The sequence below is a fragment of the Metapseudomonas resinovorans DSM 21078 genome, assembly GCF_000423545.1.
Taxonomy (GTDB): Bacteria; Pseudomonadota; Gammaproteobacteria; order Pseudomonadales; family Pseudomonadaceae; genus Metapseudomonas; species Metapseudomonas resinovorans.
Window position 1 is genome coordinate 176384 of the sequence record NZ_AUIE01000001.1, and the last position, 17377, is coordinate 193760.

Sequence of the window (17377 nt, forward strand, 5' to 3'; positions counted from 1 at the left end):
ATTAAGATAGCAAGCTAATAATAAGGTTTATATATAGCCCGTCGATTCCGACGGGCTATCTTCATTCCCTATCTGGATCACCCTTGGACCTTGCCTGTGCGCGATACCCTGCGTGCGTTCCTGGCGCCTGATATCCCGGCGCTGCAATTCGCGATCAAGACCCTGCTGGGCGGCGCCATTGCGCTCTGGTGCGCGTTCCGCTTCGACCTGCAGCAGCCGCAGTGGGCGTTGATGACCGCCTTCATCGTTGCCCAGCCGCTGTCGGGGATGGTGGTGCAGAAGGGCCTGGCGCGATTGCTCGGCACCCTGGTGGGCACCGTGATGTCGGTCACGATTGTCGGTCTGTTCGCCCAGACGCCCTGGTTGTTCCTGCTGGCACTGGCCACCTGGCTGGGTATCTGCACCGCCGCCTCGACCATGATGCGCAGCGCCTGGTCCTATTCTTTCGTGCTGGCCGGCTACACGGTCGCGATCATTGGCCTGCCCGCCATCGCCCATCCGCTGACGGTGTTCGACCAGGCTGTGGCGCGCTCGACGGAGATTTGCCTTGGGATCATCTGCGCCACGGCCACCAGTGCATTGCTATGGCCGCAGCGGGTCGAGCGCCAGTTGGCCCGCCAGGCGCGGGATGCCTGGCAGTGCGGCATCCAGGCGGCGATTTCTGCCCTGAAGGGCGAGCATCAGGAGCGTCAGGGCCTGCTCGGTGTGCTGGGACGCATCGTGGCTGTCGACGCCCAACGCGAACACGCCTGGTTCGAGGGGCACCGCGGTCGCCAGCGCGCAGCGGCCCTGCAGGTACTTAGCCGGGACCTGCTCAGTCTTCTGCGCCTGTCCCGTGGCGTGGCGCGTCAGTGGCGGCAATTGGGTGAAGGCGAGGCGGAAGGCTTGCGGCCTTGGCTGGAAGAAGTGGAGCTGGCCCTGGCCGAGCCGGATGTGGCGCGGCTGGATGATATTCGCCAACGCCTGCTGCACGTGTCGGAGGACGAGTCATTTTCCACTGTCCAGCAATACTGCCTGGGGCGCATGGCGGTGGTGATGCGCCAGGCCGCCGAGGCGGTGGCTGCCATGCGCGCGGTGGAGCGGGGCGAGGCACCGACGGATGCGCCGCCGCCGCTGTCGACCCATCGTGATATCCAGACCGCCACCATCTACGGGCTGCGCAGTGCCTTGGCTTTCCTCGGTCTGTCGGCGTTCTGGCTGGCCACCGCCTGGACCTCGGCGGTCGGGGCGTTGACCCTGACCTGCGTGATCTGCGGCCTGTTCGCCAGCCGCGAGAACGCCGAGCAGATAGGTATGCTTTTCTTGCGCGGGATTGTTTATGCGCTGCCGGTGGCCTTTGTCGTTGGCCAGGTACTCCTGCCCCAGCTCAGCGGCTTCCCGATGCTCTGCATGGCGCTGGGCGTGCCGCTGTTCTTCGGCGCGCTGGGCATGGCCAAACCGGCCCTGGGCGCTACGGCTACGTCCTTCTGCCTGCATTTCATCGTGCTCTGCGCGCCGCAGAACCTCATGCGCTTCGACGTCGGGCTGTTCTTTAACGAGGCAGTTTCCATGTTGCTGGGGGTGGGCTTCGCGGTGGTCGCGTTCCGCCTGATTCCGCTGCGCAATCCCATGTGGCATGGCCGGCGCCTGCTCAAGGCGTCGCACGCCGATCTGGCGCGCCTGACCGGCGTGCGGTTGGCCGGTGCGGAGAACTGGTTCGGTGGACGCATGGCCGACCGTCTGTTGCAACTGGCGCGGCTCTACCCGGTGCTGCCGGAGCAGAGCCGTAGTCGCTGGGACGACGGCATTGCCAGCCTGGACCTGGGAGACGAACTGCTGCATCTGCGGCGTTGCCTGGCAGCTGCGGACAGGCCGCTCGGGGTGTCGGAGGGCCGCTTCCTGCGCAAGCTCGAGCGCATCCTGCTGCAAGGTCCGGCGCCCGGTCGCGCCCAGCTCCTCGATGAACCCGTCAGAGAGTTGTTGGAGGCGTTGCGCGGCACGGGACGGAGCATCGACCGTCGCCTGGCCCAGGCAGCATTGCTGCAGTTGCAGCAGAGCTGGCGGCAATGGTGTGAACAACAGGAGGCGAGCCATGGGCTTGCGTGAATGGTCCCTGGGCGGCGTGCTGCTCAGCCCCTTTCTGCTTTATGCATTGCTGGCGCTGCTGGTGACCGGCGTGCTGCGCATCGGCCTGGCGCGAGTCGGGCTGGCGCGCTGGATCTGGCACGAAGCACTGTTCGATTGTGCCCTGTATGTCTGTGTGCTGGCCGCGCTGGTTGCGCTGACCGGGCACTGGTAGAGGAGAAAAAGATGCGTTCCATGCTGCGTGTGCTGGTAACCCTTACCCTGGTCGTGGTGGCCCTGGTGGCCGGCTATGGCCTCTGGCAGCACTACATGCTTGCACCCTGGACCCGGGACGCGCGGGTCCGCGCCGACGTGGTGGTGATATCGCCGGATGTGTCCGGTTGGGTGATGGACCTCAAGGTCCAGGACAACCAGCAGGTGAAGGCCGGTGACTTGCTGCTTTCCGTTGACCGCGAGCGCTATGTGGCGGCGATGGAAAAGGCCCGCGCCGTGGCCGATACGCGTCAACACCAGTTGCGCCTTCGTGAGCACGAAGCCTCCCGCCGCCAGCACCTCGGCCCCCAGGCCATCAGCGCGGAACTGCGCGAGAACGCCCTGATCACGGCGGAGGTCGCCCGTGCCGAATTCCGCGAGGCCCAGGCTGAACTCAAGGTGGCCGAACTAAACCTCGCTCGCAGCGAACTGCGCGCGCCGCGCAACGGGCAGGTGACCAACTTGCGCCTGGCCCAGGGCAACTACGTGAGTGCCGGTCAGCCGGTCATGGCGCTGGTGGACGACGGCTCGTTCTATGTCCAGGCCTACTTCGAGGAAACCAAGCTGCCGCGCATCAAGGTCGGCGCACCGGTGAAAGTCTGGCTGATGAGTGCCGGCGAACCCCTTGCCGGCAAGGTGGAAAGCATCAGCCGTGGCATCACCGACCGCAATGCGATTCCGGATACCCAACTGCTGGCCAATGTCGAACCCACCTTCAACTGGGTGCGCCTGGCCCAGCGGATTCCAGTGCGGATCAAACTGGACAAGGTGCCGGAGGACGTGATCCTGAGCGCCGGGATGACAGCCAGCGTGACGGTGGAGGAGTAGGGCAGGCCTTCGGCCTGCCTGGCGAATGAATTCGCCCCCACAGGTGCGGCAACTGAGCGCCAACAAAAAAGCCCGGATCAAGTCCGGGCGTCTTCGTATCCAGCGAAACCTCAACCGATGGTGATCGGCGGCAGTTCCGGCAGTTCCACCGACAGCTGCTGCTTGGGCGCCAGCACTTCGGCTTCGCCATCGACCACCTGCTCGGCATTCTGGTTGAACACGCGGGTGGCGATGCGCACGCGGTTCTTCGGCAGTTTCTCGAGGATCTCCAGCTCCACGGTCAGGCTGTCGCCCAGTTTCACCGGGCGGGTGAACTTGAGCTGTTGGCCAAGGTAGATGCTGCCCGGGCCTGGCATTTCGCAGGCGATGGCGGCGCTGATCAGGGCACCGGTGAACATGCCGTGGGCGATGCGCTCCTTGAACATCGTGCCGGCAGCGTACTCGGCGTCCAGGTGCACCGGGTTGCGGTCGCCGGAGACGGCGGCGAACAGCTGGATGTGGCGCTCTTCGACGGTGGTGGAGAAGGTGGCTTTCTGGCCGACTTCCAGGGCGTCGTAGGTGAAGTTGGTTACCTGGCTCATGCGGTCTCCTTGGCTTGCGTTTGGTTGGGTCGACTGTGGGCAAGGGTCTGCTCCAGCCAGTCGATCAAGTCGCGGGTCACCTCGTCGCGGTTGCTCTCGTTGAGCAGCTCGTGGCGGGCGCCGGGGTAAATGTTCAGCTGCACGTTCCTGAGGCCGGCCCGGCGCAAGGCCGCGGCCAGATCCTGCAGGCGCCGGCCTTCGCTGACCGGGTCGCGTTCACCGCCTATCACCAGCAGCGGCAGGTCGGGGTCGATCTGCGCCAGGTGCTTCGGCGGGGTGATGTTCTGAAGCCCGCCGAGCAGGTCGAGCCACAACTGGTTGGTGCAGCGGAAGCCGCAAAGCGGATCGTTGACGTACTTGTCCACTTCCTGCGGGTCGCGGCTGAGCCAGTCGAAAGCCGTGCGGTTGGGCTTGAAGGCCTTGTTGAAGGAACCGAAGGAGAGGAACTCGATCAGCGGGCTACGGCCCTCTTTGCCCTGGCGCCAGCGCTCGAACCGCGCTACGAGGCTGGCCACCCTGTACAACGCCACTGGCTGGTAGTTGGAGCCGGAGAGGATGGCGCCCTGCAGGCTGCAGCTGTGCTGCATCAGGTAGGCCTGGCCGATGTAGCTGCCCATGCTGTGGCCCAGCAGGAGGATGGGCGTTTGCGGATGTTGTTGGCGGATATGGTGGTTGAGGCTGGCGAGGTCGTTGATGACCTTGCTCCAGCCGTCATCCGCGGCGTACTGGCCGAGGACGCCATGCTCGGCGGTGCGCCCGTGTCCGCGCTGGTCGAGGGCATAGAGTTCGAACCCGGCGGCCACCAGGGCCTCGCCCAGGCGAGCGTAGCGGCCGCTGTGCTCGGCCATGCCGTGGGACAGCATCACCACCGCCCGGGGCGGTGCCTCGCCGGACCAGTGATTGACGTACAGGGGCACTGCATCGCTGGCGTCGAGCCAGAAGGCGTCGTGGCGCATGGCCGATCCTTTTGCCGGGGAATCGACGCATTGTGCACGGGTGCGCTGGTGGCGCAAAGCCTGCTCAGCGGGGAGGGGTATTCTGGCGTTCGAGTATGCGCATGTATTCGCCGCTGGCCAGCAGGGTCTTGAGCCCGCGCTCGTACACGTGCGCCCAGTCCGGCTGCCCGGGCTGCGGTGCGGTGAATCCCGCCAACAGGGGGATGCGTTCCAGGGCCGGGGACTGCCATTGGAGCTTGCCGCGCAGGTGCTCGTCCTTCGCGATTAGATACTGGCCCACCACACGCTCCAGCAGCACCAGGTCAAAACGCCGTGCCTCCAGCTTGCGCAGGTTGGAGATGTCGTCCACCGCTTCCTCGGCGCTGAAACCCGAATGCAGCACGCTGGCCGGGTAGCCGTAGCCCCGGACTACGCCCACCTTGCGTCCCTTGAGTTCGGCGAGGTTGTTGAACCGGACCGGCGAGTCGGCGCGCACGAAGAATCCCAGCTCGCTATAGAACAGCGGCCGCGAGGCACGCAGGTTTTCCTCGACCACTTCCCGTGGCCAGAGGGCCAGGGCGCCCTGGTAGTGGCCGCTGTGCAGGGCGGCGCGAACACGGGCCCAGGGCATAAAGTCCACCTGGACCTTGTAGCCCTGGGATGCGAAGGCGCGGGTGGTGAGCTCGACGATGCTGCCGCCTTGCGGCAGGTACTGCGAGCAGTAGGGAGGGTATTCCAGGGTGGCCAGACGGAGGTCGGCCCGAACGCCGCAGCTGAGGAGCAGGCAGCACAGCAACGCCCAGTGGGCCAGAGGGAAACGCATGAGTGATAAGTAATCCAGATGTCATGTTCTTGTTCTGATGCTAGGCGAATCTAACTGGACTATCGGCAAGATTCACGCGGTCAATGACGCCCGCTCGCATATTTGCGCGTTGCCTAGGAGCTGCTAAGTTCCGGGCAGCCCCGCAGCGCGGGCCAGACTATTTCAGGGCTAAGAGGACAAGAACAATGCAACCTGATTTCTGGAGCGACAAACGCCCGGCCGGCGTGCCCAACCAAATCGATCTGGCCGCCTACAAGTCGGTGATCGAGGTGTTCGAGCGATCCTGCAAGAAATTCGCCGACCGCCCCGCCTTCAGCAACCTGGGCGTGACCCTGACCTATGCCGAGCTGGACCGCCTGTCCGCCGCCTTCGCCGCCTACCTGCAGAAGAACACTGACCTTGCGCCCGGCGACCGTATCGCCGTGCAGATGCCCAACGTCCTGCAGTACCCCATCGCCGTGTTCGGTGCCCTGCGCGCCGGGCTCATCGTGGTCAACACCAACCCGCTCTACACCGCCCGCGAGATGCGTCATCAATTCAAGGACGCCGGGGTGCGCGCGCTGGTCTACATCAACCTGTTCGGCAAGCTGGTCGAAGAGGTGCTGCCCGATACCGAGATCGAATACCTGATCGAAGCCCGCATGGGTGACCTGCTGCCAAGCCTCAAGGGCTGGCTGGTCAACACCGTGGTCAAGAAGCTGAAGAAGATGGTCCCCGACTACCACCTGCCACAGGCGGTGTCCTTCAAGGAGGCGCTGAAGCTGGGCCAGGGCCATGCGCTGAAACCGGTGCGGGTGGGGCTGGAAGATATCGCCGTGCTGCAGTACACCGGCGGCACCACCGGCGTGGCCAAGGGCGCGATGCTGACCCACGGCAACCTGGTGGCCAACATGCAGCAAGTGGACGCCTGCCTGTCGCAGCTCGGCCCGGAGGGTGCACCGCTGATGAAGCAGGGCCAGGAGATCATGATTGCGCCGCTGCCGCTGTACCACATCTATGCCTTCACCGCGAACTGCATGTGCATGATGGTCAATGGCAACCACAACATCCTCATCACCAATCCGCGCGACATCGGTGGCTTCATCAAGGAGCTGAAGAAGTGGCGCTTCTCCGCGCTGCTGGGCCTGAACACCCTGTTCGTGGCGCTGATGGACCATCCTGAATTCAAGAACCTCGACTTCTCCAACCTCAAGGTCACCAACTCCGGCGGCACTGCGCTGGTCAAGGCCACTGCCGAACGCTGGCAGGCGATGACCGGCTGTTCGGTGGTGGAAGGCTACGGCCTGACCGAGACCTCGCCTGTGGCCAGCACCAACCCGTATGGCAGCCAGGCACGCTTGGGGACCGTGGGCATCCCGGTGCCGGGCACCGCCTTCAAGACCATCGACGATGCGGGCAACGAACTGCCCCTTGGTGAGCGCGGCGAGCTGTGCATCAAGGGGCCGCAGGTGATGAAGGGCTACTGGCAGCGTCCCGAGGCAACCGCTGAGGTGCTGGACGCCGAGGGTTGGCTGAAGACCGGTGACATCGCCGTGATCGACCCGGACGGCTATGTGCGCATCGTCGACCGCAAGAAGGACCTGATCATCGTCTCCGGCTTCAACGTCTATCCGAACGAGATCGAAGACGTGGTCATGGCCCACCCGAAGGTGGCCAGTTGCGCGGCCATCGGTGTGCCTGACGACAAGTCCGGCGAGGCGGTGAAGCTCTTCGTGGTGCCGCGCGATGGCGGCGTCAGCGTCGAGGAGCTGAAGGCCTACTGCAAGGAAAACTTCACCGGCTACAAGGTGCCCAAGCACATCGTGCTGAAGGACGCCCTGCCGATGACCCCGGTGGGCAAGATCCTGCGTCGCGAGCTGCGCGACATCGCCTGACCGAAAAGGGCAGGGCGGGTCCTCCGTCCTGCCCTCGCTCTTCCCCCCGCGTGTGACCCGCCTTCCGCCCCGGACGCCCTGTCCGATTCGCTCATCACGCTTCCCAGAACCCGTGAAAGCCCCGAAATACGCCGTTTGTCGGCGAATTAGAGTCTGGACTCCAAAAGTGACTGATATGCACTGTTTTGGTCACTTTAATGACTGCATGGGGCTGGTTTGGTGCTGGTGGGCCCTTGGTAAAGCTGTTAATCTCGGCGCGTTTTTTTGCCCGCACGGGCGCACAATTGCACAGAACACAACAAACAACTGCCCCTCGGAGGGTAGTGAAATCAGCTGTTGCTTAGGAGTGGGCCTCCATGACCGATAACTTCTGGAAGGACAAGTACCCAGCGGGTGTTCCTGCCGAGATCAACCCCGATCAATACCCCAACGTCCAGGCGGTATTGAAGGAGTCCTGCCAACGCTTTGCCGACAAGCCCGCATTCAGCAACCTGGGCAAGACCCTCACCTACGGTGAGCTCTACGAACTTTCCGGCGCCTTTGCCGCCTTCCTGCAGAACCACACGGATCTCAAGCCCGGCGATCGCATCGCCGTGCAGCTGCCGAATATCCTGCAGTACCCGGTGGTGGTGTTCGGCGCCATGCGTGCCGGCCTGATCGTCGTCAACACCAACCCGCTCTACACCGCGCGGGAAATGGAACACCAGTTCAACGATTCCGGCGCCAAGGCCCTGGTCTGCCTGGCCAACATGGCTCACCTGGCCGAAGAAGTCCTGCCCAAGACCGGCGTGAAACACGTCATCGTCACCGAAGTCGGTGACCTGCTGCCGACCTTCAAGCGCCTGCTGGTCAATGCCGTGATCAAGCATGTGAAGAAGATGGTGCCGCCGTTCAGCCTGCCCCAGGCAGTCAAGCTCAACGATGCCCTGGCCAAGGGCCGTGGCCGTGCCGTCAACGAAGCCAGCCCGCAGGGCGGTGACATCGCCGTGCTGCAGTACACCGGTGGCACTACCGGCGTGGCCAAGGGGGCGATGCTGACTCATCGCAACCTGATCGCCAATATGCTGCAGTGCAAGGCATTGATGGGCGCCAACCTGAACGAAGGTTGCGAGATCCTCATCACCCCGCTGCCGCTCTATCACATCTACGCCTTCACCTTCCATTGCATGGCGATGATGCTGACCGGCAACCACAACGTCCTCATCTCCAACCCGCGCGACCTGCCGGCCATGACCAAGGAGCTGGCGAAGTACAAGTTCACCGGTTTCGTGGGGCTGAACACCCTGTTCGTGGCCCTGTGCAACAACGAGGACTTCCGCAAGCTGGACTTCTCCGCGCTGAAGCTGACCCTGTCCGGCGGCATGGCCCTGCAACTGGCCGCTGCCGAGCGCTGGAAGCAGGTCACCGGTTGCGCCATCTGCGAAGGCTACGGCATGACCGAGACCAGCCCGGTGGTGTCGGTGAACCCGTTCCAGAACATCCAGATCGGCACCATCGGCATCCCGGTGCCCTCCACCCAGTGCAAGGTGGTGGACGACGAAGGCAATGACGTTGGCCTGGGCGCGCCCGGCGAGCTGTGCGTGAAGGGGCCGCAGGTCATGAAGGGCTACTGGCAGCGCCAGGAAGCCACCGATGAAATGCTCGATGCCGACGGCTGGCTGAAGACCGGCGACGTTGCGGTGATCCAGGACGATGGCTTCATGCGCATCGTCGACCGCAAGAAGGACATGATCCTGGTCTCCGGCTTCAACGTGTATCCGAACGAACTGGAAGATGTGCTGGCGACCCTGCCGGGCGTGCTGCAGTGCGCCGCCATCGGCGTGCCGGACGAGAAATCCGGCGAGGCGATCAAGATGTTCGTGGTCGCCAAGCCCGGCGTCAGCCTGACCAAGGAGCAGGTGATGGAGCACATGCGCAGCAACGTCACCGGCTACAAGGTGCCGCGCGCCATCGAGTTCCGCGACGCGCTGCCGACCACCAACGTCGGCAAGATCCTGCGCCGCGAGCTGCGCGACGAAGAGCTGAAGAAGCTCAAGGCGAAGCAGGAAACGGCCAAGGTCTGATCCCGCCCCGCACGACAAGGCCCCGCACTCGCGGGGCCTTGTCATTTCAGGCCGGAAAAGTGTGTGAGCGAAATCATTCGCGAAAGAGCCGTAGGATGGGTTGAGGCACGAAACCCATGCGGACCACGGTTGTTGGGTATCGCAAGCTCGCGGAACGCCGCCCGACCCATCCTACGCACTGCATGGCGCCCTACAGGCTCTCGCCGGAAATCTGCGACAATTCCGCCCTTGCCGAAAACGACAGCAGAATCAGCGGACCCGATGAGCGAGCAATCCCCCAGCCCCGAACAACTCCTCAAACGCCTTGAACAGGCCATGGGTGCCGACCGGCATCGCCTGCGCCGGCAGCTCCATGAGCTGCGCAAGCACCCGGATGACGCCAAGTTGGCGCAGTGGGTCGAGCGCTTCCAGGCGTCCATCGCGCGAGTCGAGGCCAGGCGCGCCAGCGTGCCGGTGATGCGTTACGACGACGCCCTGCCCATCGCCGCCAAGCGCGACGAGATCAAGGCGGCGCTGGAAAAGCACCAGGTGCTGGTGATTGCTGGCGAGACCGGCTCGGGCAAGACCACCCAGCTGCCGAAGATCTGCCTGGAAATCGGCCGCGGTACCCACGGTCTGATCGGCCACACGCAGCCGCGTCGGCTGGCGGCACGCAGCGTGGCGACCCGGGTGGCGGAGGAAATCGGCAGCCCGCTGGGCGAACTGGTGGGCTACCAGGTGCGCTTCGAGGACCAGTCCAACGAGCGCAGCCTGATCAAACTGATGACCGACGGTATCCTGCTGGCGGAAACCCAGCACGATCGCTTCCTCGAACGCTACGACACGATCATCGTCGACGAGGCCCACGAGCGCAGCCTGAACATCGACTTCCTCCTCGGCTACCTCAAGACGCTGTTGCCGCGCAGGCCCGACCTCAAGCTGATCATCACCTCCGCGACCATCGACCTCGAGCGCTTTTCCAAGCACTTCAACGACGCGCCCATTATTGAAGTCTCCGGCCGGACCTACCCGGTGGACACCTGGTACCGGCCGCTGGCCGCCGAGGTGGACGAGGATGGTGAAGCACTGTTCGATGACCTTTCCGTGGACCAGGGCATCCTCCGAGCCCTGGACGAGATCGCCGCTCACGAACGTGAAGTGGGCAAGCGTCCCGGCGACGTGCTGGTATTCCTCCCCGGCGAGCGAGAAATCCGCGACTGCGCCGACGTGCTGCGCAAGGCCAACCTGCGCCACACCGAGGTACTGCCGCTGTACGCGCGGCTGACTCCGGCCGAGCAGCAGAAAATCTTCCAGCCCATGGCGGGCCGCAAGATCGTTCTTTCCACCAACGTCGCGGAAACCTCCCTGACGGTCCCGGGCATTCGCTACGTGATCGACAGCGGTACGGCGCGCATCAGCCGCTACAGCTACCGCGCGAAAGTCCAGCGCCTGCCGGTGGAAGCGGTATCCCAGGCCAGCGCCAACCAGCGCAAGGGTCGTTGTGGCCGGGTCGAGCCGGGTATCTGCGTGCGCCTTTATAGCGAGGAAGACTTCCTCTCCCGCCCGACCTTCACCGATCCGGAGATCCTACGCACCAACCTGGCGGCGGTGATCCTGCAGATGCTGCACCTGCGCCTGGGCGATATCGAGGCCTTCCCCTTCATCGAGCCGCCAGACGGCAAGGCGATCAAGGACGGTTTCACGCTGCTGCAGGAGCTTTCGGCAGTCAATCGCGAGAGCCAGCTCACCCCCATCGGTCGCCAGCTTGCGCGCCTGCCCATCGACCCGCGCCTGGGCCGGATGGTGCTGGAAGGCGCGCGCCAGGGCAGCCTCGACGAAGTCCTGATCGTGGCCGCTGCGCTGTCGGTGCAGGACCCGCGCGAGCGTCCGATCGAGCGCCAACAGGCAGCCGACCAGGCCCATGCGCAGTGGAAGGACGTGGACTCCGACTTCGCGGCGCTGATCAACCTCTGGCGCGGCTTCGAGGAACAGCGCCAGGCATTGGGCTCCAATGCCTTGCGTTCCTGGTGCCGGAAGAACTTCCTCAACTACCTGCGCCTGCGCGAATGGCGTGACGCCCACCGCCAACTGGTGCTGATCTGCCGCGAGCTGAAGCTCTTCCCGGAATCCGGTAAAGGTAGGAGCCAGCTTGCTGGCGAACGGCAGAACGCGCCGGGCGTTCGCCAGCAGGCTGGCTCCCACAAGAGCGGCGAGGCGGCCGAGCGCAGCATCGATTACGCCAAGGTGCACAAGGCCATCCTCTGCGGCCTGCTGAGCCAGATCGGCCAGAAGACCGAAGACGGCGACTACTTGGGCGCGCGTCAGCGGCGCTTCTGGATTCACCCCGGCACCGCCATCGCGAAGAAGCGCCCGCAATGGATCATGGCCGCCGAACTGGTGGAAACCACCAAGCTGTTCGCGCGCATGGTGGCGAAGATCGAACCGGACTGGCTGGAGCCCCTGGCCGGCCACCTGGTCAAGAAGAACCACCTGGAGCCCCACTGGGAGAAGCGCCGCGGGCAGGTAGTGGCCTATGAACAGATCACCCTCTATGGCCTGATCATCGTCGGTCGTCGCGCCGTGCATTACGGCCCGGTGGACCCGGAGGTCTCCCGCGAGCTGTTCATCCGCGAAGGCCTGGTGCGTGGCGAGATCAACAGCAAGGCGAAGTGCCTCACCGCCAACCGCCAACTGCTGGAGAGGCTCGACGAACTGGAAGCCAAGGCGCGCCGTCGCGACATCCTGGCCGACGAGGAAACCCTCTTCGCCTACTATGCAGCGCGCCTGCCGGCGGATATCTACCAGACCGCGACCTTCGAGAAGTGGTATGAGCGGGAGCGGACGAACACGCCCGACCTGCTGATCATGCGCGAGGAAGACGTGCTGGCCCGCGAAGCCAGCGAAGTCACCGCCGCGCAGTACCCGGACACGCTGCACCTGAGTGAGCTGGAGCTGCCGCTGTCCTATCACTTCGAACCGGGCCACCCACGCGATGGCGTGACCCTGCGAGTGCCGGCGCCGCTGTTGCCGCAACTGCCGCCGGAGCGCCTGGAATGGCTGGTGCCGGGCCTGCTGGAAGCCAAGTGCGTGGCCCTGGTGCGCAACCTGCCCAAGGCCATCCGCAAGAACTTCGTGCCGGTGCCGGATTTCGTCAAGGCAGCATTGGCCAAGCTGGTGTTCGCACAGGGCTCGCTGCCCGAGTCCCTCGGCCGCGAGCTGCAGCGCATGACTGGGGCCCGCGTGCCCGAGGAAGCCTGGGTCGAGGCCGCTGCCCAACTGGAAAGCCACCTGAAGATGAACCTGGAAGTGGTGGACGCCCGCGGCAAGTTCCTTGGCGAAGGCCGCGATCTGGTCGAGATCACCGCCCGTTTTGCCGAAGCCAGTCAGGCGGCGCTCGCCATCCCGCAGGCGCAGAAAGAGCAGAAGCCGGTGGAAGCCAAGGGCTTTGCCCAGGTCGCGGAAAAGACCCAGCAGAAGGTCGCCGGCCTTTCCATGACTGTGTACCCGGCGTTGGTGGAGGAGGGCGGCAGCGTCAAGGAAAGCCGCTTCCCGACCCAGGCCGAAGCCGAATGGCAGCACCGCCGTGCCCTGCAACGCTTGCTGCTGCAGCAACTGGCGGAAACCGCCAAGTTCCTTCGCGGCAAGCTGCCCGGCCTCACTGACCTGGGCCTGCTCTACCGCGATATGGGGCGTGTGGATGCGCTGGTAGAGGACATCCTCCTGGCCAGCCTGGACAGCTGCATCCTTGACGGCGAAGCCAGCCTGCCCCGTGACGGCGCGGCCCTGGCCTCACTGGCCGAGAAGAAGCGCGGCGCCTGGGCCGAACATGCCGAGCGCCTGGCGCGGTTGACCCTGGAAATCCTCAAGCTCTGGCATGGCCTGCAGAAACGCTTCAAGGGCCGCATCGACCTGGCCCAGGCAGTGGCGCTGAACGACATCAAGGCGCAGCTGGCCAACCTGGTCTATCCGGGGTTCGTCCGGGAAACGCCGGCGGAATGGCTGAAGGAGCTGCCGCGTTACCTCAAGGCCATCGAACAGCGCTTCGACAAGATCGCCGCGCAGTTGCAGCGCGACCGCGTCTGGTCGGGCGAGATCGCCGGCTACTGGGAGCAATACCGGGCGCGCCTGGCCAAGCATGCCCAGGAAGGCAAGCGTGACCCCGAGCTGGTGCTCTACCGCTGGATGCTGGAGGAATACCGCGTCTCGCTGTTCGCCCAGCAACTCGGAACGCGCATGCCGGTTTCCGACAAACGTCTCAACAAACAATGGAGCCAGGTAGAAGCCTGATGAGCCCCTTCGAGATCCGCCCCATGAGCCCTGAGCTCTACCGCCAGCAGACCCGTCGCATCACCCTGGTGGTCGCCGGCCTGTTCATTGCCCTGGCGCTGCTGCTTTCCACCTTCTGCGTGAAGGCGTTCGGTACGCCCGGCGGTGACAATTTCCGCTGGAACCTGATCGGCGTGCTGGCCGGGCTGGCGCTCACCGTCGGCGTGGTGCGCATCCAGTTGTGGCCGCGGCCCTGGATGGCGCCGGCGGTCTACGGCTGGCAGCTCAAGCGCAGCCTGATGCGCGTTACCAATGTCATGCACAAGGTCAAGGCGGGCGTGGCGGCCGGTGATCCCGCGGCGATGAAGCTGCTGCGCTTCTATCACCTGGGCCTGACCCAGATGCACCAACTGGACGGCAACAGCGCCGACCTCAACCACCATGTACGCGAGATCGACCAGCACCGCGAAGCGATGGAAGCGCAAGGGCTGGAGGTCGAGCAGAACCGCCTCGAACCAGCCTGGCTGGAGGCGGTGAAGGGATACGGCAACTGAATACGGCCTGCTCGGAGTAAGTTCCTGCATGGGCGGATCACGCTTCACCGATCCACCCATGCAGGGCTGCAATGGCTCCGCAGGTGATTACTGCAGATGTTTCAGCAGGCGTGCCTGCAGCGCTTCCAGCTCCGCCGGGTCAGCCTTCTTGCTGGCGTGGATGCCCAGCGACTCACCTTCGAAGCGCGGCACGATGTGCATGTGGATATGGAAAACGGTCTGGCCCGCGGGCGCACCGTTGAACTGCGCCACCTGAACGCCGGCGGGTTCCAGTTCCTTCACCAGCACATGGGTCAACCGTTGCACCACGGCCATGACCTTGGCCAGGGCATCGGTCTCGATATCCAGGATGTTGCGCGCAGCGGAGCGCTTGGGAATGACCAGGGTGTGGCCGAAGGACTGCGGGAAGATGTCGAGGAAGGCGAGCACGTCGTCGTCCTCAAAGAGTTTGTAGCAGGGGGCTTCGCCGCGAATGATCTGGGCGAAGACGTTCTGCGGGTCATAGGTGCCGTGCAAGCTCATCGAGGCGCTCCATTTGCCGGTTGCGAGAGCCGTGCACCTTACCCTTCGCAGCGGCGGCAGAAAACCCCACCAACCCGGTTCGAACTCCGGCCGGCCCGCGTCCGGGCTGTGTCTTTCTCGGCCAGCAGCTACGCGCCCCCGAGCATCCAGGACCCGCAGGCAGGGGCGCAGGAGAGTTGCCCGCTCAATGTCAGCAGCCAGTCCGAGCGAGCCCTGGTCACGGCGTCCCTCCTCGCCGGGCAAGGCGTTGCTACGCTTTGCCACCTCAAGGTCGCAAACTGACCGATTATTCTCGTCACTTCGCCGATGATTTGGCGAAAGTCCCCGTCGCCAGCCGTCGTTTCTGGCGTTACCCTTCGCATCTGGATAAGAAAGTGGGGCACCCGCCAAGAGAATTCCGGCGAGATCGCTGACTGGCGCCAAGGGCGTCGGCGGGGCACGGCAAAGGATGTTCGTGTTGTGGCCTCCACCCTGTTTGCTGTTCCTTCCCGCGTTGCGGGACGACCATTTTCCGCTGCCGGCCGCCTGGGCCGGTGGCTGACTGCCTGAACCGGCCGTTCGCGCGAGCGGCCCAGTATCGAGAGGATCGACCGTGCACAACGTCGTGATCAGTGGCACCGGCCTGTACACCCCACCCAACAGCATCTCCAATGAAGAGCTGGTGGAGTCCTTCAATGCCTACGTGCAGGCGTTCAATGCCGAAAACGCCGCCGCCATCGAGCGTGGCGAGATGGAGCCCCTGGCCGAATCCAGCGTGGCTTTCATCGAGAAGGCGTCCGGCATCAAGAGCCGTTTCGTGGTGGACAAGGACGGTATCCTCGATCCCAAGCGCATGGTGCCGCGCATCCCTGAGCGCTCCAACGACGAGTGGGGCATCCTGTGCGAGATGTCCGTGGCCGCGGCCAAGCAGGCCTTGGAACGCGCCGGCAAGACGCCAGCCGATATCGATGGTGTGATCGTCGCCTGCTCCAACCTGCAGCGCGCCTATCCGGCCGTGGCCATCGAAGTGCAGGCCGCCCTGGGCATCAATGGTTTCGGCTACGACATGAACGTCGCCTGCTCCTCGGCGACGTTCGGCATCCAGGCCGCTACCAACGCCGTACAGACCGGCCAGGCTCGCGCCATCCTGATGGTCAACCCGGAAATCTGCACCGGCCACCTGAATTTCCGCGATCGCGACAGCCACTTCATCTTCGGTGATGCCGCGACCGCCGTGATCATCGAACGTGCCGACCAGGCCACCTCCAGGCACCAGTTCGACGTAGTCGGCACCAAGCTGCTGACCCAGTTCTCCAACAACATCCGCAACAACTTCGGCTTCCTCAACCGCGCCGCCGAAGAGGGTGTGGGTACCCGCGACAAGCTGTTCGTCCAGGAAGGCCGCAAGGTATTCAAGGACGTCTGCCCGATGGTCGCCGAGCTGATCGCCGCCCACCTGGGCGAGAACAAACTCAATGTCGGCGACGTGAAGCGTTTCTGGTTGCACCAGGCCAACCTCAACATGAACCTGCTGATCGCCCGCAAGCTGCTGGGCCGTGATGCCGAGCCGAGCGAAGCGCCGGTGATCCTCGACACCTATGCCAACACCAGCTCCGCCGGCTCGGTGATCGCCTTCCACAAGCACCAGGACGACCTGCCCAGCGGCGCGCTCGGTGTGCTCAGCTCCTTCGGTGCCGGTTACTCCATCGGTAGCGTGATCCTGCGCAAGCACTGATGAACCACCCGGCCGACGCTGACCTGCTGCCCCGGCTGCTTGCCGGGGAGCAGGGCGCCTATCGCGAGCTGATTGGCGCCTATCAGGGCGCCATGCGCGCGGTCGCCTACGCCATCGTTGGCTCGCGTCTCGCCGACGAAGTCGTGCAGGACGCCTGGCTCGCCGTGGTGCGCAACCTGGACGGCTTCCAGCAGCGCTCCAGCCTCAAGACCTGGCTGCTGACCATCGTCGCCAACACCGCCCGCAGCCGGCTCAGGCAAAGCCGACGTGAAGTCCTGCTCGACGACCTGCCCGCACCCCACGGGACGGTGGATGAAGGGCGATTTTCCGAGGACGGCCACTGGGCCGCCACGGTTCCCGCCTGGCATCAAGACTCGCCCGAGGCCCTGTTGACCGAAGAGGAACTGCGCGAGTGCCTGGAAAAGACCCTGCTCGGCCTGTCGGAGATGCAGCGCAGTGTGGTGCTGCTGCGTGAGCGTCAGGGGCTCGAGTTGGAAGAGATCTGTAATTTATTGGAGCTATCGCTCTCCAATGTCCGGGTGCTGCTACATCGCGGACGCCTGAAGCTGTTCGCCACGCTGGAACATTTCGAGGAGACAGGCCAATGCTGACGTGCAAGGAACTGGTTGCCCGCTCCAGCGGCCTGCTCGATGGCGAGTTGAACTTCCGTGAGCGCATGGCCGTGCGCCGTCACCTGATGCTCTGCCGCAATTGCCGGCGCTTCATCAAGCAGATGAAGCTGACCCAGGCCGTTGTCCGCCTTATGCCCGAAAGCCAGGGTGCCGAAGTGGATGACCTGGCCGTGCACCTGGCGCAGAAACGCCGCGACTCCCTCTAGGCTTTGCACGAAAAGTGCCTGCGCATCGGTGATGCTGCGTTGAAGTCAGCCTCAGAATGCTCATTTACAACACGTAAACTGCGC

14 protein-coding genes are annotated in these 17377 nt (G+C 64.5%); 10 read left to right on the forward strand and 4 right to left on the reverse strand.

Going from position 1 to position 17377, the window contains the following annotated elements; genetic code table 11:
• Window positions 1-96 precede the first annotated feature (96 nt).
• Genes G559_RS0100770 through G559_RS0100780 form a run of 3 tightly spaced genes read left to right on the forward strand, consistent with a single transcriptional unit; the run spans window position 97 to window position 3144 of the window.
• The gene (locus tag G559_RS0100770; RefSeq protein WP_028626406.1) at window positions 97-2085 is read left to right on the forward strand and encodes an FUSC family protein; all 1989 of its coding nucleotides are present in this window, start codon (window positions 97-99) and stop codon (window positions 2083-2085) included.
• On the forward strand, window positions 2072-2278 hold the full coding sequence (locus tag G559_RS0100775; protein ID WP_028626407.1) for a DUF1656 domain-containing protein: 207 nt from the start codon (window positions 2072-2074) through the stop codon (window positions 2276-2278). Before G559_RS0100770 ends, G559_RS0100775 begins: the two co-directional genes overlap by 14 nt.
• An 11-nt stretch (window positions 2279-2289) precedes the next feature.
• A complete protein-coding gene (locus tag G559_RS0100780) occupies window positions 2290-3144 on the forward strand; it encodes an efflux RND transporter periplasmic adaptor subunit (protein ID WP_028626408.1) in 855 nt (284 codons plus the stop codon).
• Window positions 3145-3254: 110 nt separating this feature from the next.
• On the opposite strand, the gene G559_RS0100785 is transcribed toward G559_RS0100780, so the two are convergent.
• The 3 genes from G559_RS0100785 to G559_RS0100795 all read right to left on the reverse strand — a co-directional run bounded on the left by G559_RS0100785 (window position 3255) and on the right by G559_RS0100795 (window position 5483).
• A complete protein-coding gene (locus tag G559_RS0100785) occupies window positions 3255-3725 on the reverse strand; it encodes a MaoC family dehydratase (protein ID WP_028626409.1) in 471 nt (156 codons plus the stop codon).
• A complete protein-coding gene (locus G559_RS0100790; protein WP_028626410.1) occupies window positions 3722-4681 on the reverse strand; it encodes an alpha/beta hydrolase in 960 nt (319 codons plus the stop codon). The genes G559_RS0100785 and G559_RS0100790 overlap by 4 nt, the downstream gene beginning before the upstream one ends.
• Window positions 4682-4745: 64 nt before the next feature.
• Window positions 4746-5483, reverse strand: coding sequence for a substrate-binding periplasmic protein (locus tag G559_RS0100795; RefSeq protein WP_028626411.1), 738 nt, complete (start codon window positions 5481-5483; stop codon window positions 4746-4748).
• Between the two features lie 185 nt (window positions 5484-5668).
• On the opposite strand from G559_RS0100795, the gene fadD2 reads away from it, so the two are divergent.
• From fadD2 to G559_RS0100815, 4 genes are all read left to right on the forward strand, one after another.
• Window positions 5669-7357, forward strand: a complete 1689-nt coding sequence (fadD2, locus tag G559_RS0100800) for a long-chain-fatty-acid--CoA ligase FadD2 (RefSeq protein ID WP_028626412.1) — start codon at window positions 5669-5671, stop codon at window positions 7355-7357.
• Window positions 7358-7713: 356 nt separating this feature from the next.
• On the forward strand, window positions 7714-9420 hold the full coding sequence (gene fadD1, locus G559_RS0100805) for a long-chain-fatty-acid--CoA ligase FadD1 (protein WP_028626413.1): 1707 nt from the start codon (window positions 7714-7716) through the stop codon (window positions 9418-9420).
• A 261-nt stretch (window positions 9421-9681) separates the two neighbouring features.
• Window positions 9682-13686 (forward strand): ATP-dependent RNA helicase HrpA, encoded by a 4005-nt coding sequence (gene hrpA, locus G559_RS0100810; RefSeq protein WP_028626414.1) that lies wholly within the window; start codon window positions 9682-9684, stop codon window positions 13684-13686.
• Complete coding sequence (locus G559_RS0100815) at window positions 13686-14219, forward strand: DUF3087 domain-containing protein (protein WP_028626415.1); 534 nt, start codon at window positions 13686-13688, stop codon at window positions 14217-14219. The genes hrpA and G559_RS0100815 overlap by 1 nt, the downstream gene beginning before the upstream one ends.
• An 87-nt stretch (window positions 14220-14306) precedes the next feature.
• On the opposite strand, the gene G559_RS0100820 is transcribed toward G559_RS0100815, so the two are convergent.
• Window positions 14307-14741 (reverse strand): HIT family protein, encoded by a 435-nt coding sequence (locus G559_RS0100820; RefSeq protein ID WP_028626416.1) that lies wholly within the window; start codon window positions 14739-14741, stop codon window positions 14307-14309.
• Window positions 14742-15333: 592 nt separating this feature from the next.
• Between G559_RS0100820 and G559_RS0100825 the strand changes: the two genes are divergently transcribed.
• The 3 genes from G559_RS0100825 to G559_RS0100835 are packed head-to-tail and all read left to right on the forward strand — an operon-like array spanning window position 15334 to window position 17293.
• Window positions 15334-16455 carry a beta-ketoacyl-ACP synthase III gene (locus G559_RS0100825; protein WP_028626417.1) on the forward strand — a complete coding sequence of 374 codons (1122 nt, stop codon included), beginning with the start codon at window positions 15334-15336 and terminating at the stop codon, window positions 16453-16455.
• Complete coding sequence (locus G559_RS0100830) at window positions 16455-17066, forward strand: RNA polymerase sigma factor (RefSeq protein WP_028626418.1); 612 nt, start codon at window positions 16455-16457, stop codon at window positions 17064-17066. Before G559_RS0100825 ends, G559_RS0100830 begins: the two co-directional genes overlap by 1 nt.
• On the forward strand, window positions 17060-17293 hold the full coding sequence (locus tag G559_RS0100835; protein WP_028626419.1) for a zf-HC2 domain-containing protein: 234 nt from the start codon (window positions 17060-17062) through the stop codon (window positions 17291-17293). Before G559_RS0100830 ends, G559_RS0100835 begins: the two co-directional genes overlap by 7 nt.
• Window positions 17294-17377 lie beyond the last annotated feature (84 nt).

Excerpts from the sequence above, each read along its gene's own strand:
- fadD2 (WP_028626412.1), top strand. The coding sequence starts at position 5,669 with ATGCAACCTGATTTCTGGAGCGACAAACGCCCGGCCGGCGTGCCCAAC.
- G559_RS0100780 (WP_028626408.1), top strand. The coding sequence starts at position 2,290 with ATGCGTTCCATGCTGCGTGTGCTGGTAACCCTTACCCTGGTCGTGGTG.
- G559_RS0100785 (WP_028626409.1), bottom strand. The coding sequence starts at position 3,725 with ATGAGCCAGGTAACCAACTTCACCTACGACGCCCTGGAAGTCGGCCAG.
- G559_RS0100815 (WP_028626415.1), top strand. The coding sequence starts at position 13,686 with ATGAGCCCCTTCGAGATCCGCCCCATGAGCCCTGAGCTCTACCGCCAG.
- G559_RS0100820 (WP_028626416.1), bottom strand. The coding sequence starts at position 14,741 with ATGAGCTTGCACGGCACCTATGACCCGCAGAACGTCTTCGCCCAGATC.
- fadD1 (WP_028626413.1), top strand. The coding sequence starts at position 7,714 with ATGACCGATAACTTCTGGAAGGACAAGTACCCAGCGGGTGTTCCTGCC.
- G559_RS0100790 (WP_028626410.1), bottom strand. The coding sequence starts at position 4,681 with ATGCGCCACGACGCCTTCTGGCTCGACGCCAGCGATGCAGTGCCCCTG.
- G559_RS0100835 (WP_028626419.1), top strand. The coding sequence starts at position 17,060 with ATGCTGACGTGCAAGGAACTGGTTGCCCGCTCCAGCGGCCTGCTCGAT.
- G559_RS0100775 (WP_028626407.1), top strand. The coding sequence starts at position 2,072 with ATGGGCTTGCGTGAATGGTCCCTGGGCGGCGTGCTGCTCAGCCCCTTT.
- hrpA (WP_028626414.1), top strand. The coding sequence starts at position 9,682 with ATGAGCGAGCAATCCCCCAGCCCCGAACAACTCCTCAAACGCCTTGAA.
- G559_RS0100830 (WP_028626418.1), top strand. The coding sequence starts at position 16,455 with ATGAACCACCCGGCCGACGCTGACCTGCTGCCCCGGCTGCTTGCCGGG.
- G559_RS0100795 (WP_028626411.1), bottom strand. The coding sequence starts at position 5,483 with ATGCGTTTCCCTCTGGCCCACTGGGCGTTGCTGTGCTGCCTGCTCCTC.